Origin of the sequence: Mesorhizobium sp. M0664 (assembly GCF_040320565.1) — a bacterium.
GTDB lineage: Bacteria > Pseudomonadota > Alphaproteobacteria > Rhizobiales > Rhizobiaceae > Mesorhizobium.
On sequence record NZ_JAMYPW010000003.1, the window covers coordinates 14,810 to 35,289 of the forward strand.

22 protein-coding genes and 1 pseudogene are annotated in these 20,480 nt (G+C 64.3%); 14 read left to right on the plus strand and 9 right to left on the minus strand.

The features are described from left to right. Positions 1 to 2: 2 nt before the first annotated feature. From NKI39_RS05540 to NKI39_RS05560, 5 genes are all read left to right on the plus strand, one after another. On the plus strand, positions 3 to 206 hold the full coding sequence (locus NKI39_RS05540) for a cyclophilin-like fold protein (RefSeq protein WP_352470375.1): 204 nt from the start codon (positions 3 to 5) through the stop codon (positions 204 to 206). A gap of 62 nt (positions 207 to 268) precedes the next feature. Beyond that, positions 269 to 415: a hypothetical protein gene (locus NKI39_RS05545; RefSeq protein WP_352766966.1), complete on the plus strand. Its 147-nt coding sequence runs from the start codon at positions 269 to 271 to the stop codon at positions 413 to 415. Between the two features lie 671 nt (positions 416 to 1,086). Continuing rightward, positions 1,087 to 1,572, plus strand: a complete 486-nt coding sequence (locus NKI39_RS05550) for a (2Fe-2S)-binding protein (RefSeq protein ID WP_352830971.1) — start codon at positions 1,087 to 1,089, stop codon at positions 1,570 to 1,572. Then, positions 1,569 to 2,558 (plus strand): FAD binding domain-containing protein, encoded by a 990-nt coding sequence (locus tag NKI39_RS05555; protein WP_352830973.1) that lies wholly within the window; start codon positions 1,569 to 1,571, stop codon positions 2,556 to 2,558. Before NKI39_RS05550 ends, NKI39_RS05555 begins: the two co-directional genes overlap by 4 nt. Continuing rightward, positions 2,555 to 4,777: a xanthine dehydrogenase family protein molybdopterin-binding subunit gene (locus NKI39_RS05560; RefSeq protein ID WP_352830975.1), complete on the plus strand. Its 2,223-nt coding sequence runs from the start codon at positions 2,555 to 2,557 to the stop codon at positions 4,775 to 4,777. Before NKI39_RS05555 ends, NKI39_RS05560 begins: the two co-directional genes overlap by 4 nt. Here NKI39_RS05560 and NKI39_RS05565 read toward each other — a convergent pair. Continuing rightward, positions 4,755 to 6,124: pseudogene (locus NKI39_RS05565) on the minus strand (amidohydrolase). The gene NKI39_RS05560 and the pseudogene NKI39_RS05565 overlap by 23 nt on opposite strands. On the opposite strand from NKI39_RS05565, the gene NKI39_RS05570 reads away from it, so the two are divergent. Further along, positions 6,029 to 6,859: an AraC family transcriptional regulator gene (locus NKI39_RS05570; protein WP_352685039.1), complete on the plus strand. Its 831-nt coding sequence runs from the start codon at positions 6,029 to 6,031 to the stop codon at positions 6,857 to 6,859. The pseudogene NKI39_RS05565 and the gene NKI39_RS05570 overlap by 96 nt on opposite strands. 69 nt (positions 6,860 to 6,928) lie before the next feature. Beyond that, complete coding sequence (locus NKI39_RS05575) at positions 6,929 to 7,360, plus strand: cupin domain-containing protein (protein ID WP_352539722.1); 432 nt, start codon at positions 6,929 to 6,931, stop codon at positions 7,358 to 7,360. A 55-nt stretch (positions 7,361 to 7,415) separates the two neighbouring features. Here NKI39_RS05575 and NKI39_RS05580 read toward each other — a convergent pair whose 3' ends face one another. From NKI39_RS05580 to NKI39_RS05595, 4 genes are all read right to left on the minus strand, one after another. Beyond that, entirely contained in the window at positions 7,416 to 7,862 is a 447-nt protein-coding gene (locus NKI39_RS05580) for a nuclear transport factor 2 family protein (RefSeq protein ID WP_352539721.1), read from the minus strand. A gap of 130 nt (positions 7,863 to 7,992) precedes the next feature. After that, a complete protein-coding gene (locus tag NKI39_RS05585) occupies positions 7,993 to 8,547 on the minus strand; it encodes a nuclear transport factor 2 family protein (RefSeq protein WP_352685043.1) in 555 nt (184 codons plus the stop codon). After that, a complete protein-coding gene (locus NKI39_RS05590) occupies positions 8,544 to 9,527 on the minus strand; it encodes an alpha/beta hydrolase (RefSeq protein WP_352830976.1) in 984 nt (327 codons plus the stop codon). Before NKI39_RS05590 ends, NKI39_RS05585 begins: the two co-directional genes overlap by 4 nt. 59 nt (positions 9,528 to 9,586) lie before the next feature. Continuing rightward, positions 9,587 to 10,090 carry a nuclear transport factor 2 family protein gene (locus tag NKI39_RS05595; RefSeq protein WP_352490639.1) on the minus strand — a complete coding sequence of 168 codons (504 nt, stop codon included), beginning with the start codon at positions 10,088 to 10,090 and terminating at the stop codon, positions 9,587 to 9,589. A 128-nt stretch (positions 10,091 to 10,218) separates the two neighbouring features. Between NKI39_RS05595 and NKI39_RS05600 the strand changes: the two genes are divergently transcribed. After that, positions 10,219 to 11,127 carry a LysR family transcriptional regulator gene (locus tag NKI39_RS05600; RefSeq protein WP_352830978.1) on the plus strand — a complete coding sequence of 303 codons (909 nt, stop codon included), beginning with the start codon at positions 10,219 to 10,221 and terminating at the stop codon, positions 11,125 to 11,127. 27 nt (positions 11,128 to 11,154) lie between these two features. Here NKI39_RS05600 and NKI39_RS05605 read toward each other — a convergent pair whose 3' ends face one another. Continuing rightward, on the minus strand, positions 11,155 to 11,610 hold the full coding sequence (locus tag NKI39_RS05605) for a carboxymuconolactone decarboxylase family protein (RefSeq protein WP_352830980.1): 456 nt from the start codon (positions 11,608 to 11,610) through the stop codon (positions 11,155 to 11,157). 241 nt (positions 11,611 to 11,851) lie between these two features. Between NKI39_RS05605 and NKI39_RS05610 the strand changes: the two genes are divergently transcribed. Continuing rightward, a complete protein-coding gene (locus NKI39_RS05610) occupies positions 11,852 to 12,616 on the plus strand; it encodes a copper homeostasis protein CutC (protein ID WP_352830982.1) in 765 nt (254 codons plus the stop codon). 19 nt (positions 12,617 to 12,635) lie between these two features. Further along, a complete protein-coding gene (locus NKI39_RS05615) occupies positions 12,636 to 13,133 on the plus strand; it encodes a GNAT family N-acetyltransferase (protein ID WP_352830983.1) in 498 nt (165 codons plus the stop codon). Between the two features lie 19 nt (positions 13,134 to 13,152). On the opposite strand, the gene NKI39_RS05620 is transcribed toward NKI39_RS05615, so the two are convergent. Continuing rightward, positions 13,153 to 14,175, minus strand: a complete 1,023-nt coding sequence (locus tag NKI39_RS05620) for an acyltransferase family protein (RefSeq protein WP_352830985.1) — start codon at positions 14,173 to 14,175, stop codon at positions 13,153 to 13,155. Between the two features lie 372 nt (positions 14,176 to 14,547). On the opposite strand from NKI39_RS05620, the gene NKI39_RS05625 reads away from it, so the two are divergent. Genes NKI39_RS05625 through NKI39_RS05635 form a run of 3 tightly spaced genes read left to right on the plus strand, consistent with a single transcriptional unit; the run spans position 14,548 to position 16,979 of the window. Beyond that, positions 14,548 to 15,258 (plus strand): fumarylacetoacetate hydrolase family protein, encoded by a 711-nt coding sequence (locus NKI39_RS05625; protein WP_352614016.1) that lies wholly within the window; start codon positions 14,548 to 14,550, stop codon positions 15,256 to 15,258. Further along, positions 15,255 to 15,905 (plus strand): maleylacetoacetate isomerase, encoded by a 651-nt coding sequence (maiA, locus tag NKI39_RS05630; RefSeq protein WP_352500892.1) that lies wholly within the window; start codon positions 15,255 to 15,257, stop codon positions 15,903 to 15,905. Before NKI39_RS05625 ends, maiA begins: the two co-directional genes overlap by 4 nt. Before the next feature lie 33 nt (positions 15,906 to 15,938). Then, positions 15,939 to 16,979, plus strand: coding sequence for a zinc-dependent alcohol dehydrogenase family protein (locus NKI39_RS05635; protein ID WP_352830987.1), 1,041 nt, complete (start codon positions 15,939 to 15,941; stop codon positions 16,977 to 16,979). Positions 16,980 to 16,998: 19 nt separating this feature from the next. Here the strand turns inward: NKI39_RS05635 and NKI39_RS05640 are convergent, their stop codons facing one another. Beyond that, entirely contained in the window at positions 16,999 to 17,892 is an 894-nt protein-coding gene (locus tag NKI39_RS05640) for a LysR family transcriptional regulator (protein ID WP_352831274.1), read from the minus strand. A 139-nt stretch (positions 17,893 to 18,031) separates the two neighbouring features. On the opposite strand from NKI39_RS05640, the gene NKI39_RS05645 reads away from it, so the two are divergent. Beyond that, positions 18,032 to 19,480 (plus strand): MFS transporter, encoded by a 1,449-nt coding sequence (locus tag NKI39_RS05645; RefSeq protein WP_502898546.1) that lies wholly within the window; start codon positions 18,032 to 18,034, stop codon positions 19,478 to 19,480. Between the two features lie 42 nt (positions 19,481 to 19,522). Here the strand turns inward: NKI39_RS05645 and NKI39_RS05650 are convergent, their stop codons facing one another. Beyond that, the gene (locus tag NKI39_RS05650) at positions 19,523 to 20,431 is read right to left on the minus strand and encodes a DMT family transporter (protein WP_352830989.1); all 909 of its coding nucleotides are present in this window, start codon (positions 20,429 to 20,431) and stop codon (positions 19,523 to 19,525) included. Positions 20,432 to 20,480 lie beyond the last annotated feature (49 nt).

The following is a 20,480-nucleotide window of genomic DNA, read 5'->3' on the forward strand; positions in this document are numbered from 1 at the left end:
CCGTGCTGAAATCACTGCTGAGCGCTGGCGTTATTGCATTTGGAATGGTTGGACCCAGGATGGCTCAAGAACGTATTCGCATTTCATCAGACTGGGGCGAGGTCACGGCCGATCTTGCCGATAACGAAGCCGCAAAATCTCTTGCTCAGATGTTGCCGCTTACCATTGAGATGAGCGACCACCTTCGCCAGGAAGAAGACCGGTAAATCTACCGGCTCCATTTCCGGAACAGACACGGCAGCGCGACTTCTCGGTCGGCACGCTCGGGCTGTGGAGTTCCGATCATTTCGTGATCTACTATCGGAATGGTCGCGTCCCGTCGTCCGGCATCGTTGTGCTCGGGAAGGTCGCCGGCGATGTTTCGATCTTTGATCGTCCCGGTTCCGTCACGGTGAGAATTGAACGTGCTGGCTGAGGCGTGTGCAGCGCGGTGGCATCACGGGAAACAGCGGCATGAGCCGGGTGCGGATTTCGACAGCGCCTGCCCCTGCGGTCACAGACGCCACGACCGGCATGGAGCACCTCCTTGCCACCGCGGCGATCCGCTCCCTGATTTCCCTCGTGATCGTACTGATCCCCAGGCCGCGTTCAACACTGCCGCGCGATACCGTCCCTAGCCGACCGTCACGAGCAATCCTCCTCGGCCCGCCGGCAACGAGTAGCGCCTCAGTGCGATCACGGTTACGGTTCGTTTCCTGTGCGCTTGCGGCGAATCCTGGCGTCGTCCGATCGCGAACTCGTAGTTCTCAGCTTCATCTTTCATTTGCCGGACGACATTGCCAGTCGCAAGGCCGACCTGCCATGGAAAGCCGCCTGCCCTAGATTGGACAGCGGCGCGGCAATGTTCTCAATGTAGGCCGCCCAAGCCAATCTGAATTACGGGAATTACGGAATTACGGTGACACTTTTTGCGGCGGCATTCAGGGCCTTTCCGCCGCAAATCTCAAATGCGCTTTTTTAGCCTTCCCTGACCGGCGGCGCCTTTTCACCGGAATCGACCGCCCTATTTTCGCCTCGACAGGTGGGTGGCTGCTTGCTGGACGAGTCCCTGCGACGAGTACGGCATGTGCTTCGAGGTAACCCCCAATGGACTTCCACGATCGGCACCTATTGCGGTTGCGGGTGAACGGAGAGGACCACAGCCTTTCCGATCTCGATCCCCGCGTCACGCTGCTCGACCTGCTGCGCGAGCGGCTTCATCTGACCGGAACGAAAAAGGGATGCAATTTCGGCGAGTGCGGCGCCTGCACCGTGCATCTCGACGAACGGCGTGTGAATGCCTGCATGATACTTGCCGTGTCCTGCGAGGGACGCGAGGTCACGACGATCGAAGGGCTGGCAGACGGCGACGCGCTTCATCCCGTGCAGCAGGCGTTCATCGATCATGATGGTTTCCAGTGCGGATTCTGCACGCCCGGCCAGGTGATGTCGGCGGCGGCGCTGATCGAGGAGGGACATACCGGCTCCGATGCCGAGATCCGCGAATGGATGAGCGGCAATCTGTGCCGCTGCTCCGCCTATCCGCAAATCGCCGAGGCGGTGCGCGCGGCGGCCGGGAGGGTGAGCCAATGACCCCATTCGTCTACGCGCGCGCCGACAGCCTGGGCGACACGATCGCGGCCGGTGCCGCGCCGGACAGCGCCTTTCTCGCCGGCGGCACCGAATTGCTCAATTGGCTGCGCCTTGGAATTGCCGGGCCGGCGCGGATCATCGATATCTCCCGCCTCGATGGGCTGGATCAGATCGAGGCACTGCCCGGCGGCGGCTTGACGATCGGCGCGCTGACGCATCTCAACGATGTCGCGCAGCATCCGCTGGTGATGCGCGATTATCCCGTATTGAGCCAGGCGATCCTCAACGCGGCGTCGCCGCAACTGAGAAATCTCGCAACGATAGGCGGCAATCTGCTGCAGAAGACGCGCTGCGCCTATTTCCGTGCCGAAGAGCAGCTGCCATGCAATAAACGTGAGCTCGGCTCCGGCTGCTCGGCATTGCATGGCATCAACGACAATCACGCAATCTTCGGCTGGACCGAGGATTGCGTCGCCACCCAGCCATCCGACCCGGCGGTGGCGCTGGCAGCACTTGATGCGGTCATCGTCACCGCGCACCGCAGCGGCGGCCGGCGCATTCCGGCAACGGAATTCCACCTGCTTCCCGACACGCGGCCCGAGGCGGACAATGTGTTGCAGCAAGGCGAACTGATTACGGCAATCGAGCTGCCGGCGCCGGCGCCGCGATCTGCCTACCTCAAGGTGCGCGAGCGCGAATCCTACGAATACGCCATCGTCTCCGCCGCCGCTGTACTGGAGATGGACGGCCAAACCATTCGTCGGGCTGCCCTGGCGCTGGGGTCCGTCGCGCTGCGGCCGTGGCGGCTGAGCGCCGCCGAGGAGCAGCTCGCCGGCGCCGAAATCGGCGATCGCGAGGCGTTGAGCACCGCTATCGAGCAATCCTTCGCCGAAGCGCGTCCCTTGTCGCAGAACGCCTACAAGATCGAACTGGCCAAGACCGCCGCTTTGCGGGCGATCGAAAGAGCAGCGAGGATGCCGTCATGATGATCAGCCAGCCTGTTGCCCGCCCTGACGGCGGCGCCAAGGTGACCGGCCGCGCCCGCTATGCGGCCGACTATTTCGCCCCCGACCTGCTCTATGCGGTACTCGTGACCGCGCCCGTTCCGGCCGGCCGCGTGACGTCGATCATGGTCGACGACGCGCTCGCCGAGAAGGGCGTCGTGCGTGTGCTCACGCATGAGGACATGCCAAAATTCGGCCGGTTCGCATCGCCAAGGGCCGAGCCGGATACGCAGATGCAGCAAGCCGAAGGCCCGCCGGCCGCGCAGAGCTTCATGCCCATGCAGGGCAACGAGATACGTCACGAGGGCCAGCCGCTTGCCATTGTGCTGGGCGAGACGCTGGAGGCGGCGGAAGCCGGCGCTCGCCGCGTCGCGTTGCGCTACGAGTTCGCCGAGCCGGAGTTGCCGGCACCGCCGGAGTGGACCGCCATCGACAAGGCTGCTGTCTCGCCGAGGGAGAGCGGCTTCCTGTTCCTGGAGCCGACGTTTACGAAGGGCGAGGTCGACCGCGGGCTTGCTGACGCCGCCGCCACGGTCGAAGCCGTCTATTTGCAGCCGTCGCGTCATCACAACGCGATGGAGCCCTCGGCGACGCTCGCTGAGTGGAATGACGGAGAGCTGACGCTGCACGATGCCACGCAGCACGTCTACGGTGTCCGCCAGGTGCTTGCCGCCCGCATGAATGTCCCGGCCGAGAAGGTCCGCGTGATTTCCCGCCATACCGGCGGCGGCTTCGGCGGCAAGGGCTGGATCTGGCCGCATCAGGTGCTGGCCGCCGCCGCCGCGCGCATCATGCAGCGCCCGGTCAGGCTGGCGCTAAGCCGCGCCAACGCCTATTCCTGTCTCGGCTATCAGCCGCGCATGGCGCAGAAGATCGTGCTGGCGGCGGACAGCTCGGGCAAGCTGACCGCCGTGCAACAGGACGTGATCAACCTGACCACCGTGAGCGACGATTTCGTCGAGTTCGCCACCGAAGCCTCGAAGGGTCTCTACGCCACGCCGGCGATGCGTCTCAGCCAGCGCGTCGAGCGCGCGAACGTCGCCATGCCGACGGCGCTGCGCGCGCCGGTCGAGGGTCCAGGCACCTGGGCCCTCGAAAGCGCGATGGACGAGCTCGCCCACCGCCTGGGCGTCGATCCGCTCGACCTGCGTCTGATCAACCATGCGGACACGGATCCGGCCACCGGCCAGCCCTGGTCATCGAAGAAGCTGCGCGAGGCCTATGAGGAAGGCGCCCGCCTGTTCGGCTGGCGCGAGCGCCCGCGCAAGCCGCAACGCGACGGCGATTGGCTGATCGGCTACGGCATGGCGACCTGTACCATGGGTTGTTTCCGCCACCCGACGCCTGCAGCCGAGGTCAGGCTGCACAGGGACGGCACGGTGCTCATCCGCACCGGCACGCAGGACATAGGGACCGGAACACTCACCATCTTTCCGCAGATCGCAGCCGACGTGCTGGGCCTGCCGATGGAGAAGATCGAGTTGGAAATGGGCGATACGCAGCTGCCGGAGGCGGGACCGACCTATGGTTCGTCATCGACCATGGGGGTGGGCGCGGCGGTGCTTGCCGCCGCCGAAGATGCGCGTTCGCAGCTTGCCCGTCTTGCCAATCTGCTGCCAGACGAGGTGGAGATGCAGGACGGCAAGATTCGCCGCAGGGGCGCTGCCGGCGGTCAGACGATCGCCGATGTGATGAGCCATACCGACATCGGCGAGATCGTCGGCTCCGGCTCGTTCGATCCGGCGCAGCATGGCAAAGGCCTCGCCATGCGCACTTTCGGCGCGATTTTCATGGAGGTCGGCGTCGATCCGGGGCTCGGCCTGCTCAGGCTCCGTCGCGCCGTCGGCAGCTACAGCGCCGGCCGCATCGTCAATCCCCGCACCGCACGCAGCCAGATGACGGGCGGCATCATCTGGGGCTGGGGCATGGCGGCAATGGAGCAGAGCAGGCACGAACCGGTGCTAGGGCGGTTCCTGTCGAAGAACCTTTCCGGGGTCGCCATTCCGGTCAACGCCGACATTCCCGGCGACATCATAATCCACTTCGTCGATGAGGTGGACGAGCATGCCAGCCCGATCGGCGGCAAAGGCATCGGCGAACTCGGCGCCACCGGCGTTGCCGCTGCTGTTGCCAACGCCGTCTTCGACGCCACGGGCAAGCGGATCCGGGGGTTGCCGATCACGCCGGAAAAACTGCTGTAGAAGGATCGGCCCGCGGAAGCGTCTGCTCGACGAGGTTGACGTAATAGCGCATCACCGTCGGCACGATTTCGTCGTTGAAAACGTAGCGGTCGCCGTGCAGGCCTTCGCCCGGGCCGACCTCGCCGGCACCGATCCACGCATAACAGCCGCCGGCGTCGCGGATCATGAAAGCGAAATCCTCGCAGCCGAGACTGGGGCTGAACTCGGTCAAGACATTCTCCCGGCCGACGACGGAGGCGGCGGCCACGACGGCGCGGGCCGTCGCATCGGCCGTATTGATCAGCGGCGGATAGCCCTTCCTGTAGTCGAGCCTGGCCTTGAGCGAATGCGCGGCGGCAATACCTTGTGCGATCTCGCCGATCAGCCTCTCGCAATGGTCGGAAAGGCCGTGCTCGAAGAAGCGGCAGGTGCCTTGCAGCCAGACCTTGCCCGGCACGATGTTGCCGACATTGCCGCCATGGATCTGCGTAATGCTGACGACAAGCGCGCTCTGCGGGTCGACCGAGCGGCTGACGATGCGCTGGACGGCTTGCACGAAGGCGCCGGCGGCCAGGATCGGGTCGTCGCCGAGCTGCGGCATCGCGGCATGCGCGCCAAGACCCTCGAAGGTCAGTTCGAAATTATCGACGGCCGCCATTTGCGCACCAGCGCGGGCGGCGATCGTCCCCAACCTGAAGCCCGGCCAGTTGTGGACCGCATAGACCGCCTTGACCGGAAAGCGCTTGAACAGGCCGTCCTCGATCATGCGCATGCTGCCTCCCTCGTTTTCCTCGGCTGGCTGGAAGATGAAAGTGACGAGGCGCGCGACTCGCTAAGCAATTTGGCGGCGCCGAGCAGCATCGCGGTGTGGCCGTCATGGCCGCAGGCGTGCATTACTCCTTCTTTCCTGGAGGCATAGGCCAAGCCGGTTTTCTCCAGCACCGGAAGCGCGTCGAGCTCGGCGCGAAGGCCGATGGCGCGTGCGCCGCCACCGCTGCGCAGGACACCGACGACGCCGGTGCCGCCGATCCCCTCATGCACCTCGTCGACGCCGAAAGAGCGCAGTTTCTCTGCAACGAAACGGGCCGTTTCGTATTCATTGAATGCGAGCTCCGGATTGGCATGGAGATGGTGCCGCCAGCCTATAACCTCTGGTGTCAGCGCGGCGACGGGGTCATTATGCAACATGGTGCCTCCTTTCCGCCGACAAAAAGCGGCTTGGTTTGCCAGCCATAGAAGGCCCGGCGAGAGGCGTCTTGAACCGGATTGACCATGGCAAGGACAAACGAAGCGGCAGAGACCGGGAAATACTGGCGCCATCCGTGCTTCCCCGACCTTGGCCTGTTCGAGGCGCGCTTCACCCGGCATCGCTATGACTTGCACACGCACCCGACCTATGTGATCGCCCTGATCACCTCTGGCTGCGAGCGCATTCGCATCGGCCGCAAAAGCGTTCTCGCTCCGGCAGGCACCATTGCCGTCGTCAATCCCGAGGAGTGGCATGACGGCGAACGCGGCGCGGACGAAGGCTGGGCCTACCGGACGTTTTATCCTTCGGTGCCGCTGATGACCGCGCTTGCCCGCGAACTCGGCCGGGACGGCGCTCCAATGTTTTCGCGCGCGACGATCGAAGACAGCAGTCTCGCCGCGGCATTGATGGCAGCACACCAGGGCTCGACATCCCCGGAAACAATGACGGCCGAGACGTCCCTGCTCGTGGCGCTGCGACGGCTGATCGTTCGGCATGGCGGCTCGAGCGGACAGGCCGAAGAGATCGAAAGCTCAGGATCGCAGCGGAGGTTTTCGCTCTGTCGCGACCTTATCGAAAGCGAACTTGGTTCGCAGCTCGACCTCAAGCGGCTTGCCGGCGTGGCAGGCGTGACCCGGTTCCAGGTCATCCGCGACTTCAACAAGGCGATCGGCCTGACGCCGGCGGCCTATATCCGGGACCGGCGATTGCGCCGGGCGAGCGCGCTGATCGAACAGGGATCTGGCCTCGCCGACGCCGCTATCGCAGCAGGTTTCGCGGACCAGAGCCATCTGTCCCGTACATTCCGGGCTATGCATGGCATGACGCCAGGCATGTTCAGAAGAGCGGGATAAGGCGCTCCCCAACAGACAAGCTTGCGCACCAATGCGTGCTGCGCGATGCTGACGCAGCCTGGGGGAATCATGCGAAAAATCTTGGCGCCGACGCTGCTGCTCGCGGCTGCACTGTTTGCAAACAACGCCCAGGCGCTGGATGCCGGCGGGACGCCGGTTGTCGTGACCCCGCTTGCCTCTCGCACCGAGACCGCGTCCGGCCAGCCGATCACGCTGCCGCAGAACAACGTCCAGGTCCTGGTCTCGGCCTATCAGATCGCGCCGGGCGCGACCTTGCCGGTCCACAAGCATCCGTTTCCGCGCTATGCCTATGTCGAGGCCGGCACGCTTCAGGTCACCAATGTCGAGACCGGCAAGAGCAACACCTATCAAACAGGTGATTTCATCATCGAGATGATCGGGCAATGGCATCAGGCGACCAATGTCGGCGCCGACCCGGTCAAGCTGCTGGTCATCGACCAGGTCGAAGAAGGCACCAAGAACACCGTGTTGCGCCAGTAGCTGCCAGGTCTGAGAACGGCGTCCGGGGCGGATCCAGCACAGCGCGTAACAGACGTCAGAACGCGAACCCCTCCGGCAAATTGTGATTCCAATAGCCTTCCTCGACCAGTTCACTTATGCGCCAGCCCTCGGACGTGCGTACGACGCGGTCTCGATACCAAAGCCCCTGGAAGAAGACCTGCCTTTTGCCTTCGCCGAGGTCTACCACCATCGGGCATGAACAATGCACGCGCGCGCTGGCCTCGTCCCCTCGGAGATCCAGAAGGATTGTCGAAATGGCGTGCTGCGAGATCAATATCTTGGAAAGGGCGCCTTTCATGTAAGCAACATGCTCATCCACACCGCTCCTGATTCCACCTGTTACAGTGTCGTCAAGCAAGGCATCGGGTGTGAATATTTTGCGATAGGCTTCCCAGTCGCGATCGTCCACCGCATAGCAATAGCGAACAAGCAGCTGTTCGATCTCAAGCCTATCGGAAACCTCCTGCAATGAAAGGGTCATGTCCTGTCTCCGCGGTTGGCGGCACTAATGCCGCATGCGCCAAGCCTGCCCCGACATTTCGATCAATATTCACGTTGCCGATGCTCCGAGCAACCTCGCCGCGCGATTGGGCCTGCGCAAACCCGAACACTCATTTGGCCTTCGCCTTTACCCGGTCGGCCGCAGCGGCCAGAACGGCGCGATCCCCCTCTTCGTACAAGCGGCGGATGGAGATTGCCTTGACGCGCCAACCTTCCGGCGTCCGCACCAGCCGGTGGAGGTAGCTGCCACCGACCGTCCAGAACCGCCCGCCGATCCAGTGGGTTGCGCGGACATGGCTGCGTGCGACCGCGTCATTGCCCGCGCCCTCGACGGTGATGTTGGTTATGAGGTGCTGGGTGGCGTCGAAGCCCGGCAGCAGCCCTTGCCACTGCGCGATCAACGCGTCGCGGCCGCTAGTCGTGACCTCGCCGCCGAAGAGGCTGGTGTAGTCGGTCGTGACACGGGCCGCGAGATAGGATCTGACCCGGTTCCATTCACGCAGATCGGCATAGAGGCCGATCCCGGCAATCGCCTCGGCGATTGCGATCCTGTCTTTGACCGTCAGCGCATCTCCCGGAGCGCTCGAGGCGGGCGCCGAGACGGCGGAAATCATCGCAGCGGAAACCGCCGAGGCCAGGACATGCCGGCGCGTGACGAGGCTCATTGTCCCGCCTCCCCCGCACTGCCCAGCGTCGCGCGGAAGTGCGCGGCGACGGTATCGCTTGCGGCCTTCACCGGCGCGGCACGATCGTAGAAATCGAACTGGGTGACGTTGTCGAGCCACAGCTCCCGCTTGGAACTGGTCAGCCGCGTGTAGAATTTGTGCGCCCCCTGCGGAATGGCAGCCGCCTCGCTGTGCACCATCAAAAAAGGCTGGTGCAGGCGCGGAGCAGCCTGGATGGCGTCGAACGTCAGCCAGCCGCGCCAGAACGCCGGATCGGCCTCGTTGCGCCAGGCCGGGATCATGCCGCGATCGGGCTCGGTGTAATAGGGCACCTTGAACATGACCGCGCGCTCGTCGGTCAGGCTCGCGGCCGGCAAGAACGCTTGCTTGCCGGTGCGGCGATACTCAGCCTCGGCCGCATCGCCCACGGCCTCAAGCCTGACGACGCCATGCCGGCCGCCATAGGCCTGCTCGACCACTTCGGCATCCTGCAACCAGGGCGCAACGAGGGCGACCGATTTGATCGCGGCGTTTTCGGCGGCGGCGGTGACCATATAGCCGGAGCTGGCGCAAATGCCGAGCCCGCCGATGCGGTCCTGATCGGCTTCGGGCCGGCGCGAGAGATAGGCGACCGCCGCTTCGATGTCGGCGATCTTGGCCCTAGGATCCTCGTACTGGCGGCGTAGGCCGCCGCTTTCGCCCCACCCACGAAAATCGAAGGTCAAGGCGACGAAGCCACGATCGGCCATCTCGCGGGCGTAGCGGGCCGGCATCTGTTCCTTCACCGTCATCCAGGCGCCGGTCACGACCAGCGCCGGCCGAGGTTTTGCCTCGTCCAGATCCTCCGGCAGATAGAGCTCGCCGACAAGCTGCTCACCATGCGAAGAGAATGTGACGCGCTCGACGCGCGGTGCGGCGACGGCATTGGAGGCGGCGAGCGCGGCGGTGGTTGCTACGGCAAGGGTCAGGGTTTTAAGCATCGCAAGTCTCCTTTGGCTTGGAGCGAGAAGCGCGGCGCGTTGCGAGAAAGACCGCCGTCTCAGCGCTGGCCGGCCAGTCGGCCGGGCAGCGGCTTCAGCGGGTAATGCGCCCAGTAGAAAGCGTCCGACTGGTACATGTCGGTCAAAAAATTCTGTGCCTCGGCGATCTTGCCGTCCTTGATGCGGAACATCAGCGCGTAGAACTGGTCGATCTCGGGACCTGAGCCGACATTCGACCAGCCGCGATGGACGTCGACAACGAGGTCGCCCTGCGCCTGGAAGAAGATCGGCTCGGCCTTGAACTTGCCGTCGGCCAGGCCGCGGAAGAAGGCGACCACCTCGTCCGGCCCGCGCTTGTCGCCGGCGAGCGGATGATGGCCGGGAATGCGCCACACGATGTTGGGCGCGAGGAAGGGCCGCACGGCCTCGGGATTACCGGTCGCGTAAGCTGCGTAATAGCCTTTGATGAGCTGGATATTGCGGTCTTCCAGTGGCCCGCTGTGCGCCGGGGCGGCAGACACCGCCAGAAGAGTGCCGGCGGCGAGTAAAGCAAGCCTGGTCATCGGTCCTGTCTCCTTGCCTGTTCGAGCCGTTCCCAACACCGAGGCCCGTTCGTCAGACCCAACATGACGCCTTTCGTTCGCCGGAAAAACCGGTAGAATTCGACAGGGCTATTTGGAAAATCCTTACAATGCGCCTCGACCAGTTCAGCGGCATCGTCGCCTTCGTCAAAGTCGCCGAGGCCAAAAGCTTCACCCGCGCCGCCGCCGAGCTCGGCGTCGCTCCGGCCTCGTTAAGCGAGGCGATCAAGGGGCTCGAGGAGCGCCTGGGGGTGCGGCTGCTCAACCGGACGACCCGCAGCGTTGGCTTGACCGAAGCTGGCGCTGAATACCTCGACCACGTGCGCCCGGCAGCCGAAGATATCTGGGCGGCTGGCGCGGCACTGCGCGAAGCTCGCGATCGTCCCGCCGGCACGCTGCGCCTCAGCCTGCCCTGGATCGCCGCGCCGCTGCTGATAGAGCCACTGATGCGGCCGTTCATGGATGCTTATCCCGAAGTGCGGCTTAGTCTGATTTTCGACGACAGCTTCGTCGACATCGCCGCCGAGGGCTTCGATGCCGGCCTGCGCATCGGCGAGCTTCTCGAGAGAGATATGATCGGCGCGCGCCTGGGCGGGCCCCTGCAGATGGTCGTGGTGGGCAGCCCCGATTATCTGGCGCGCAAAGGCACACCGAAGCGGCCGGCCGACCTCGCCGCCCATCGCTGCATCGCATTCGCCCTCACCCGCACGCGCGCGATTTCGCCCTGGGAGTTCACCGTGGATGGACGCGAAGTCGCATTCACGCCGGACGCATGTCTGGTCGTGAACACACTTCCGCTGTGCATTACCGCCGCCGCGCAAGGGCTGGGCCTCGCCTTCGCCGTCGAGGGCCTCGCCGCGCCGCTTCTCGCCTCAGGCGCGCTGGTCAAGGTGCTGGAGCCTTTCTGTCCCGCTTACGAGCCGCTCCACCTCTATTATCCGAGCCGCCGCCTGGTACCGCCGAAGCTGCGGGCCTTCATCGACTTCGTCCGCGCGAATTCGTACAAGCTGCGGATCTGAAGTGGCTTTTCGAGAACCCGGCCCCGTTCAGCCCCAGGCGCCGACCATCTGCCTGGTGGTTGCGTTGAGCCGGTTGAATGCGTTGATCAGGGCAATCTGGACGACCAGGGCGGCAAGCGCCTTTTCGTCATAGTGCCGGGCGGCCTTGTCCCAGACTGCATCCGGCACCGGATCCGGCCGATCGGCCAACCGGGTTGCCGCCTCGGTCAGTGCCAGCGCGGCGCGTTCGGCGTCGGTGAAGTAGGGTGTCTCCCGCCATGCGGACACGGCAAAGATGCGCTCGTCCTTCTCGCCGGCCTTCTTCAATTCGCGCGCATGCATATCGACGCAGAGGCTGCATCCGTTGATCTGGCTGGCGCGTAAATGGACGAGCTTGCGCGTCACATAGGACAGGTCGGCCGTCTCCGTCGACTTGTCCAGCGCGAGCAGTGCCTGCAAGGCGCCGGGAATGAGCATCACCGGGTTTCTCAACCGTGCTTGCATGGTGGTCTCCTTAGGCGTGTTTCTGCCGGCCGCACATTTAGCTTTCGGTCGGCTGTGCTGTTAATCAATCAATAACTCGCTGGCTATGAATCGACATATAGCTGAACGGTTATGGATGTGTCAAGCGGCAAAATTGGAGCACCGCCGGCCGCCCTGTCGCGTGTTGAGCCAACAGTTCCGGCTTTCATCGCACCATGCCCGATGCTACCGCTGGGCAGCTGAAATCATCGACGGATCGCCTATGATCGAGACCGAACGCCCTCGCCTGCCGCTGATCGAGATCTGCGTCGAAGGCATAGACGGCCTGCTGGCCGCGCAAGCCGCCGGCGCCGACCGTGTTGAGCTCTGTGCCAGCCTGATCGAGGGCGGCATCACACCGAGCTTCGGCACGGTGCGCACGGCGCTCGAGCTGGCGACGATCCCCTTCCACGTCATCGTGCGGCCGCGCGGCGGCGATTTTCTCTATGGCGAAGCCGAATATCGTTCGATGCTCGCCGATGTCGGCGCGCTTGCCGAGCTCGGCGTCGCCGGTGTCGTCGTCGGTTGCCTCACTGCCGACGGCACCATCGACGAACAGCGCATGAGCGAATTGGTTAAGGCGGCGGGAAACTTGAACGTCACCTGCCACCGCGCCTTCGACATGACCCGCAACCCGACAGAGGCGCTGGAGACGCTGATCCGCTGCAAGGTCGGCCGCGTGCTGACCAGCGGCCAGCGCGACACGGCGCTCGAGGGCGCGGACCTGCTCGCCGATCTTGTCAGGCAGGCCGGCGACCGCATCATCATCCTCGGCTGCGGCGGGCTTGATCCCGAGAACATCGGCAAGGTGCGGGGGAAAACCGGGTTGAGCGAAATGCACTTCGCCGCGCTCAAGGACGTGCAGAGCGCTATGCGTTACCGCAACCCAAGGGTCGGCATGGGCGGCACCGACCTCGACCGCGAATACCGCAACACCGTGACCGACGAGGCGCTGGTGGCGGCGACCATCGCAGCCGCCCGGCTGTGATCCTGGAAGATCGAACAACATGATCGAAGTGCGTTTGCCGATCGAACGGGTTTCGCCGCGTGATGAGTCCGCAATCCTCGCGCTCAACAACGAGCATGCCGCCGAATTGTCGTGGCTCGAACCCGAGCGCCTGTCCTTCCTGCTCGCCGAAGCGTTTTACACGCGCCGCATCGGTACGCTCGAAGCCTTCATCATGACCTTCGACCAGGACGCCAGCTACGACAGCCCGAACTTCCTGTGGTTTCGCCAGCGTTACCCGCGGTTCGTCTATGTCGATCGCGTCGTGGTCGCCGCCGCAGCGCGCGGGCGCGGCCATGCCCGCCGGCTGTATGAGGATCTGTTCGAGCAGGCGTCACGCGCGGGCCAGGCGATCGTCACCTGCGAAGTCAATGCCGAGCCACCCAATCCGGCTTCGGACGCCTTCCATGCCGCACTCGGCTTTGCGGAAGTGGGCGACGCGGTAATCCACGGCGGCAGGAAACCCGTGCGGTATTATGCAAGACGGATCGCCGGCTGAACGGCGGGCGCCGTACGCCCTACCAATTGCGGTTCAGCCAGGAGCGGGCCGGCTTTTCGATGATGTAGTAGTTGCACAGCGCGCAAGCGAACGCCGCCGCAAGCATCAACCACGGCGAACTGCCTTTTATGTCGACGAATTGATAAAAGGGCTGCTGCCAAAGATAGAGCGAATACGACCACAGCCCCAGCATCGTCATCGGCAGGGACGATAGAAACCCGGTCAGATACCGGCTGCCGAAGTCGAGCGAATTGACGGCGAGTGCCAGCAGCGGCACCGCGACCAGATAGTGGATGGGGGTTGGCACGGCAGCCATGAAAAGGAGCACAGCCACTACTGAGGCCGCCAGGGCGACATGTGGCCCCTTGAACAGCGCCGGCAGCCTGTCGTCGGCCTTGAGCAGGCATATCACCGCCGACAGCAGGATCGAGGCGATGTGCACGTCGGTGCGCCAATAGGTGCCCTCGTAGGCTATTGCGAGCACCCAGTAGGAGATGGCGCCGTTTGCCATGGCCAGCACCGACAATACGCCGAGCAACATGATGACCCGGAATCGCCCCGAGACGACGACGCTGATCAGCGCCAGGATGATATAGGCGTGCTCTTCGACGCAGAGCGACCAGATATGGTCGAGCGCGCCGGCGCGGGTGACGAGAATTCCGGCATAGTTGTAGGTGAACGTCAGCGCCGTCAGCGCCGCCTTCCACTTGAAGGCGATGAATGTGCCGGACAAGGCAACCATCGCGGCGACGACAAAAATCAGCAGTGCCGGGTAGATGCGGGAGAACCGGCGCTTGAAGAATTTCTTCAGCGGATAGTATTCGACAAACAGGATCTCGGCCATCAGCCGGCCGCTGAGCACGAAGAAGAATTCGACGCCCAGGACGCCGAGATTGATGCCGGGAACGGGGAAGAAATGGCCGATCAGCACCAGCGCGATCGACAGGCCGCGCCAGCCGTCGAGATAGGCAAGCCTGGTTCTTGCCGAGCTATCGGCCACAGGCCTGGACACGACAAGACGCGTCGCGGAGATGTCCGTCATGCCGGTCCCTTCATTGAACCTGCGAAAGGCGGGCGGAAGGCCGCATTCCTCCAGCTATATTGCAGCGCACCAGAGCTTTGTGCAAGTGCGAGATAACGACACGCCCGAAGTACAGGACGGACCGAAAAGGGGCTCTCACGTCCGTTACTCGAAACCAACGGTCGACAGTCTCAGGCGTTGGCGGCAGGCGCTGCGCGCCATGGCCAGCCTAACGGCAAATGGTACATCTCCATCTTGGCCGGCAGAGCAAAATGTACCGGCGATTTCCGCGGCACCGTGCGGCAGGCCTGCTCTTCCGCCATCCAATGCCTTGCCCGTTTGCCCAAATCGGCCGAATGTGCCGCGGACAGATCCACTGAACAGAGACAGTGCATGACCGGCTTCGTCCTTCCCCTGCCCGCAACCTCGTCGGTGGCCGTGGCCGGCTCGCCGGAGCGTTTTGCGGTGCGCCGGATCTTCTGCGTCGGCCGCAACTACGCCGCTCATGCCCGCGAGCTCGGCAATGACGAGCGCGACCCACCCTTCTTCTTCACCAAGCCAGGCGACGCAGTGGTCGATGCGGCGGTCGGTTCGGGCACGATTATCCCCTACCCGCCGCTGACCCAAAACCTGCATCACGAAATCGAGCTGGTCGTCGCGATCGGCGGAGCCGGCTTCCGCATCCGGCGCGAGCGCGCGCTGGACCATGTCTGGGGCTACGGCGTCGGCGTCGACCTGACTCGCCGCGACCTTCAGGACGAGGCAAAAAAGGCGGCAAGGCCGTGGGACTGGTCGAAAGCCTTCGACCGTTCAGCGCCCTGCGGCCCGCTGGTTCCGGCGCAAAAATCCGGTCATCCCGACAAGGGCCGCATCTGGCTCGCGGTCGACGGCGAGATCAGGCAGGACGGCGACCTCGCCGAACTGATCTGGCCGGTTCCCGACATCGTCTCGATTTGCAGCGAGGCGCTAGAGCTTAAGCCCGGCGACCTGATCTTCACCGGAACACCGGCTGGCGTCGGCGCCGTCGGGCCGGGCGAAAAGATCACCGGTGGCGTCGACGGCATCGGCGAAATCGAACTGACCATCGGCCAACCGATCCGATGAGCGACATCGTCCTCCATAACTACTACCGCTCCTCGACCTCTTACCGGGTGCGGATCGCGCTGGAGATGAAGGGCCTGTCCTACGACTACGTGCCGCATCATTTGCGCCACGGCGAGCATCTCGAACCCGCCTACCTCGCGGTCAATCCGCAAGGGCTGGTGCCGGCACTGGTCCTAGACGACGGCAGGCTACTGACGCAATCGCTGGCGATCATCGAATATCTCGACGAGACCACGCCTGAGCCACCGCTGCTGCCCACGGATGCGCCTGGCCGCGCCCGCGTCAGGATGCTGGCGCAGATGATCGCCTGCGACATCCATCCGGTGAACAATCTGCGCGTGCTGACCTCGCTGCGCACACTGTTCGGCGCCGGCGACCAGGATGTCGTCAACTGGTTCCGGCACTGGGTCAACGAAGGCTTCCAGCCGCTTGAAAAGATTCTGGCTTCCTCGCCCGAGACCAAGACATTCTGCCATGGCGACACGCCGGGGCTGGCCGACATCTGCCTGGTCGCACAGGTCACCAGCAATGCCCGCTTCGGCGTCGACATGACGCCCTACCCGACGATCTCGCGCATCAATGCCGCCTGCACGGCGCTGCCGGCGTTCCAGAAGGCCGCGCCTGAGAACCAGATCGATGCCGAATAGACCGCAAATCGCAGAAGTCATGAGGAACAGCCGATGAAAGCCGTCGTCTTCGAAAAATTCGGCGAGGCGCCGACGATCCAGACCGTGCCGGATCCGACGCCGGCGCCGGAAGGCGTCGTCATCAAGGTTGAGGCCACCGGCCTCTGCCGCAGCGACTGGCATGGCTGGATGGGGCACGACGACGGTATCCGCCTGCCGCATGTGCCTGGCCACGAGCTTGCCGGCGTCGTGGCCGCGGTGGGCAACCAGGTGACCCGCTGGAAGGGCGGCGAGCGCGTCACTGTGCCGTTTGCCGTCGGCTGCGGCCGCTGCTTCGAATGCACGTCGGGCAACCACCAGGTCTGCGAACATCAGTTCCAGCCCGGCTTCAGCGCCTGGGGTTCGTTCGCCGAATATGTCGCCATCGACCATGCCGACACCAATCTCGTACGCTTCCCCGACGAGATGGAATTCGCCACCGCCGCTAGCCTCGGCTGCCGCTTCGTCACCTCGTTCCGCGCCATCGTCGATCAGGGCCGGGTGACGCCCGGCGAATGGGTTGCCGTGCATGGCTGCGGCGGCGTCGGCCTGTCGGCGATCATGATCGCCAGCGCCATGGGCGCCAATGTCGTCGCCATCGACCTCACGGACGAGAAGCTGGACTTTGCCAAAAAGATCGGCGCGGTGGCGACGATCAACGCGGCAAAGACGCCGAACGTGGTCAAGGCGGTCAAGCAGATCACCAATGGCGGCGCGCATATGTCGATGGACGCGCTCGGCCACCCCACAACCTCTTTCAACTCGATCGCGAACCTGCGCCGTCGCGGCCGCCACGTGCAGGTCGGCCTGATGCTCGGCGACCATGCCAGGCCGCAGATACCGATGGACAAGGTGATCGCATTCGAGCTCGAAATCCGCGGCAGCCACGGCATGCAGGCGTTTCGCTACCAGGCGATGATGGAGATGATCCGTACCGGCAAGCTGAAACCCGAACTGCTGGTCGGCAAGAAGATCAGCCTCGAAGAGGCGCCGGCCGCATTGATGGCGATGGGCGGCTTCGAAGGCATAGGCATCGGCGTGGTGACCAGATTCTAGATCACGCCCTGAGTTTGGATCAGCGAAACGACGCGCAGACCTCCCGCACGCAGGCTCGCAGCCAGCGTTGTGCCGGATCGGCATCAAGTCGCGGATGCCACAGCATCGAAATGGTAACCTCCTCGATATCGACCGGCAACGGGAAGCTGTACATGCCCGTGCGCGCGCCCAGCGTGTGCCGTTCGGGGACGCTGGCGATCAGATCGGAGGCGCGCGCCATGGCGAGCGTGGCCGAGAAGCTGGAAACCATGCACACGATCGTCCGCTGGAGACCGAGCAGTTTCAAGGCCTCGTCCATCGGGCCCTTTTCGCGGCCACGCCGCGAAACGCTGATGTGGCGGCCGGCCGCATAGCGTTCCGGCGTCATTGGGCCCTCGCCCAGGCTGTGACCCGTTCGCACCGCACCGATGAAGCGGTCGCGAAACAGCGCCTGAATGCGCATTTCAGGGTTCGTTTCACTGGCAACCCCGATTTCGAGGTCAACCGCCGCGTCACGCAACGACATGTCGTTCTTGTCGGATTTCGGCGCAAAACGCAGCCGCACGCCAGGTGCATCCGCTTCGACACGGGTCAGAAGACGCGGTGCGAACTCCTCGACGAAACTTTCGTTGGCGCGCAGCGTGAAGACCTTGTCGAGAGCAGGGAGGTCGAGGAGCTTGGCCGGGCGCAGCAGCGCTTCCGCATCCTGAACGACGCGGCCTACCTGTTGCTGCAATTCGAGCGCGCGCGGCGTCGCAACCAGGCCACGGCCGGCCCGGACCAACAATGGGTCGCCTGTCGCCTGGCGCAACCGCGCCAACGTCCGGCTCATCGCCGAGGGACTGAGGCGCAGCCGCCCGGCCGCGCGCGCCACACTGCCCTCGCTCAGCAGCACATCGAGGGCGACAAGCAGATTGAGATCGGGTGACGACATGGAAGGACCGTAGCACAGCTCGGCCGCGATGTGGCGTTTCATGCACGAATAAGATGCAAATACTGCGCCTTACGCCACATCATGCGAGGGAATAGCGTCCGACAGCTCCGATTGGGGGCTGCCGGCAAAGGAGTTCACCTTGGCATCGACCGCTGAAAAGACCTGGGACGAAGTTGCCCCGGTGAGCGCACGCTCGACCCGATGGGCATTGGCAAGCCTGTCGCTTTCAACGCTGCTGTCGTCGCTCGCCACCAGCATCGCCAGCGTCGGGCTGCCATCGCTGATGCAGGCATTCGGCGCATCGTTCCAGCTCGTGCAATGGGTCGTCCTGGCCTATCTGCTCGCCATTACTACCTTGATCGTCAGCGTCGGGCGGCTCGCCGACTTATTCGGCCGCCGACCGCTGTTGCTCGGCGGCATTGCCCTGTTCACGTTCGCATCGGTGCTTTGCGGGCTCGCGCCGACGCTCTGGCTGCTGATTGCCGCTCGGGCGGCACAGGGGCTCGGCGCGGCCATTATGATGGCTCTGACGCTGGCCTTTGTCGCCGACACGGTTCCCCGGGATAAAACCGGCAGCGCCATGGGCCTGCTCGGCGCCATGTCGGCGATCGGCACCACGCTTGGCCCCTCCCTTGGCGGACAGTTGATCGCCGGCCTCGGCTGGCGCGCGATCTTCCTCATCAATCTGCCATTGGGGATGCTGGCCTTTGCGCTTGCCTGGCGCTTCCTGCCGGCCGGAAAAAAGACGCCAGGTCGGCGCGGTTTCGACGGGATCGGCACGGCTTTGCTCGCGCTGACGCTAGCCGCCTATGCGCTCGCCATGACCCTTGGGCGTGGCAGTTTTGGTTCTCTCAATGTCGGCTTGCTGATTGCCGCAACCGTGGCTGGCCTGCTGTTTGTCATTGCGCAGACAAGGGTCCAGAACCCTTTGATTCAACCTGCGAGGTTCCGCGACCAGGCGTTGAACGCAAGCCTCGCCATGAACCTGATCGTCGCCACGGTGATGATGGCGACGCTGGTGGTCGCACCATTCTATCTGTCGCGCGCGCTTGGGCTAGACGCGGCCATGGTCGGGCTGGTTCTGTCGACCGGCCCTCTGATTACCGCATTGGCGGCGCTGCCGGCCGGACGCCTGGTCGATCGTTTCGGGGCGAACCGGATGATGATCGTCGGCCTGTTCGATCTCGCTATTGGCACCTTTGCTCTGTCGGGGGCGGAATTCGGTATTGCCGGCTATGTCTTGCCAATCATCATCGTCTGCACCGGCTACAGCCTGTTTCAGACCTCCAACAATTCGGCCGTGATGACGGGCGTCGCATCCGACCAGCGTGGCGTCGTCTCCGGCCTGCTCAATCTGTCGCGCAATCTCGGCCTGATCACCGGTGCGTCGGTGATGGGCGCGGTGTTCGCCTTCGCATCGGCTGGGGAAGGCACTGGCTTGGCAGTGTTGGCACCTGCGGCAGCGGCACGAGGGATGCAGGTCACTTTCCAGGTGGCGACGGGCCTGGTGCTGATGGCGCTGATCCTTGCGGTATTTTCAGCCCGCGCCACTGCCGGGCGAACTGATATCGTTGCCAAGCATCCTTGAGGATTCCACCCGGTTCGCATGCAACTCCGGCAGCCGGCGCATCTATCTCGCATATCTCTTGGCACCGACGACGCAAAGCACGACGGCGGCGGTGACGACGATCATGGCGGGACTGACCTGCTCATGCAGCAGCGCTGCTGCCAGCCCAAGGCCGAAGAAGGGCTGCAGCAGTTGCAACTGCCCGACGGCGGCGATGCCGCCTTGCGCCAGGCCGCGATACCAGAACACGAAACCAATCAGCATGCTGAACAGCGAAACATAGGCCAGACCAATCCAGGCGCCCCTGCCGGCACTTTCGAGCGACGGCGGCAAAGTGATGAACGTCAGCGCCAGCATGAGGGGCAGCGACAGCACCAGCGCCCACGAAATCACCTGCCAACCGCCGAGTTTGCGCGACAGCGCCGCTCCTTCGGCATAGCCCAATCCACACACGATGATGGCGGCCAGCATCAAGATATCGCCGAGCGGCGAGACCGACAGGCCTTGCGTGACTGCAAAACCGGCGACAAGGGCGCTACCGAGGCACGAGAACAGCCAGAACGCCGGCTTCGGGCGATCGCCGCCTCGAACCACGCCGAAGATCGCGGTCGCCAACGGCAACAGGCCGACGAAAATGATGGAGTGAGCCGACGTGATGTGCTTGAGCGCCAGCGCCGTCAGCAGGGGAAAGCCGACCACGACGCCAAGCGCCACGATCGCCAGCGGGAACAGATCTCGCCGCTCCGGACGCTTCTGGCGAAAAACGAGCAGCAGCGCCAGGCCGAGGATGCCCGCCGAAGCCGCACGGGCGACCGTTACGAACACCGGATCGAAATCCATCACCGCCACGCGCGTCGCCGGAAGCGAACCGCTGAAGATCAGCACGCCTATGAACCCGTTGACCCAGCCACTCGCCGCCCAACCCCTCGCCGCCCAACCACTCGCCGCCCAACTACTCGCCACCTTGTCCATCGATGCCCCGCTGATTTCGCCCTCTATCGGGCCGGGCGTCTGGCTCCGC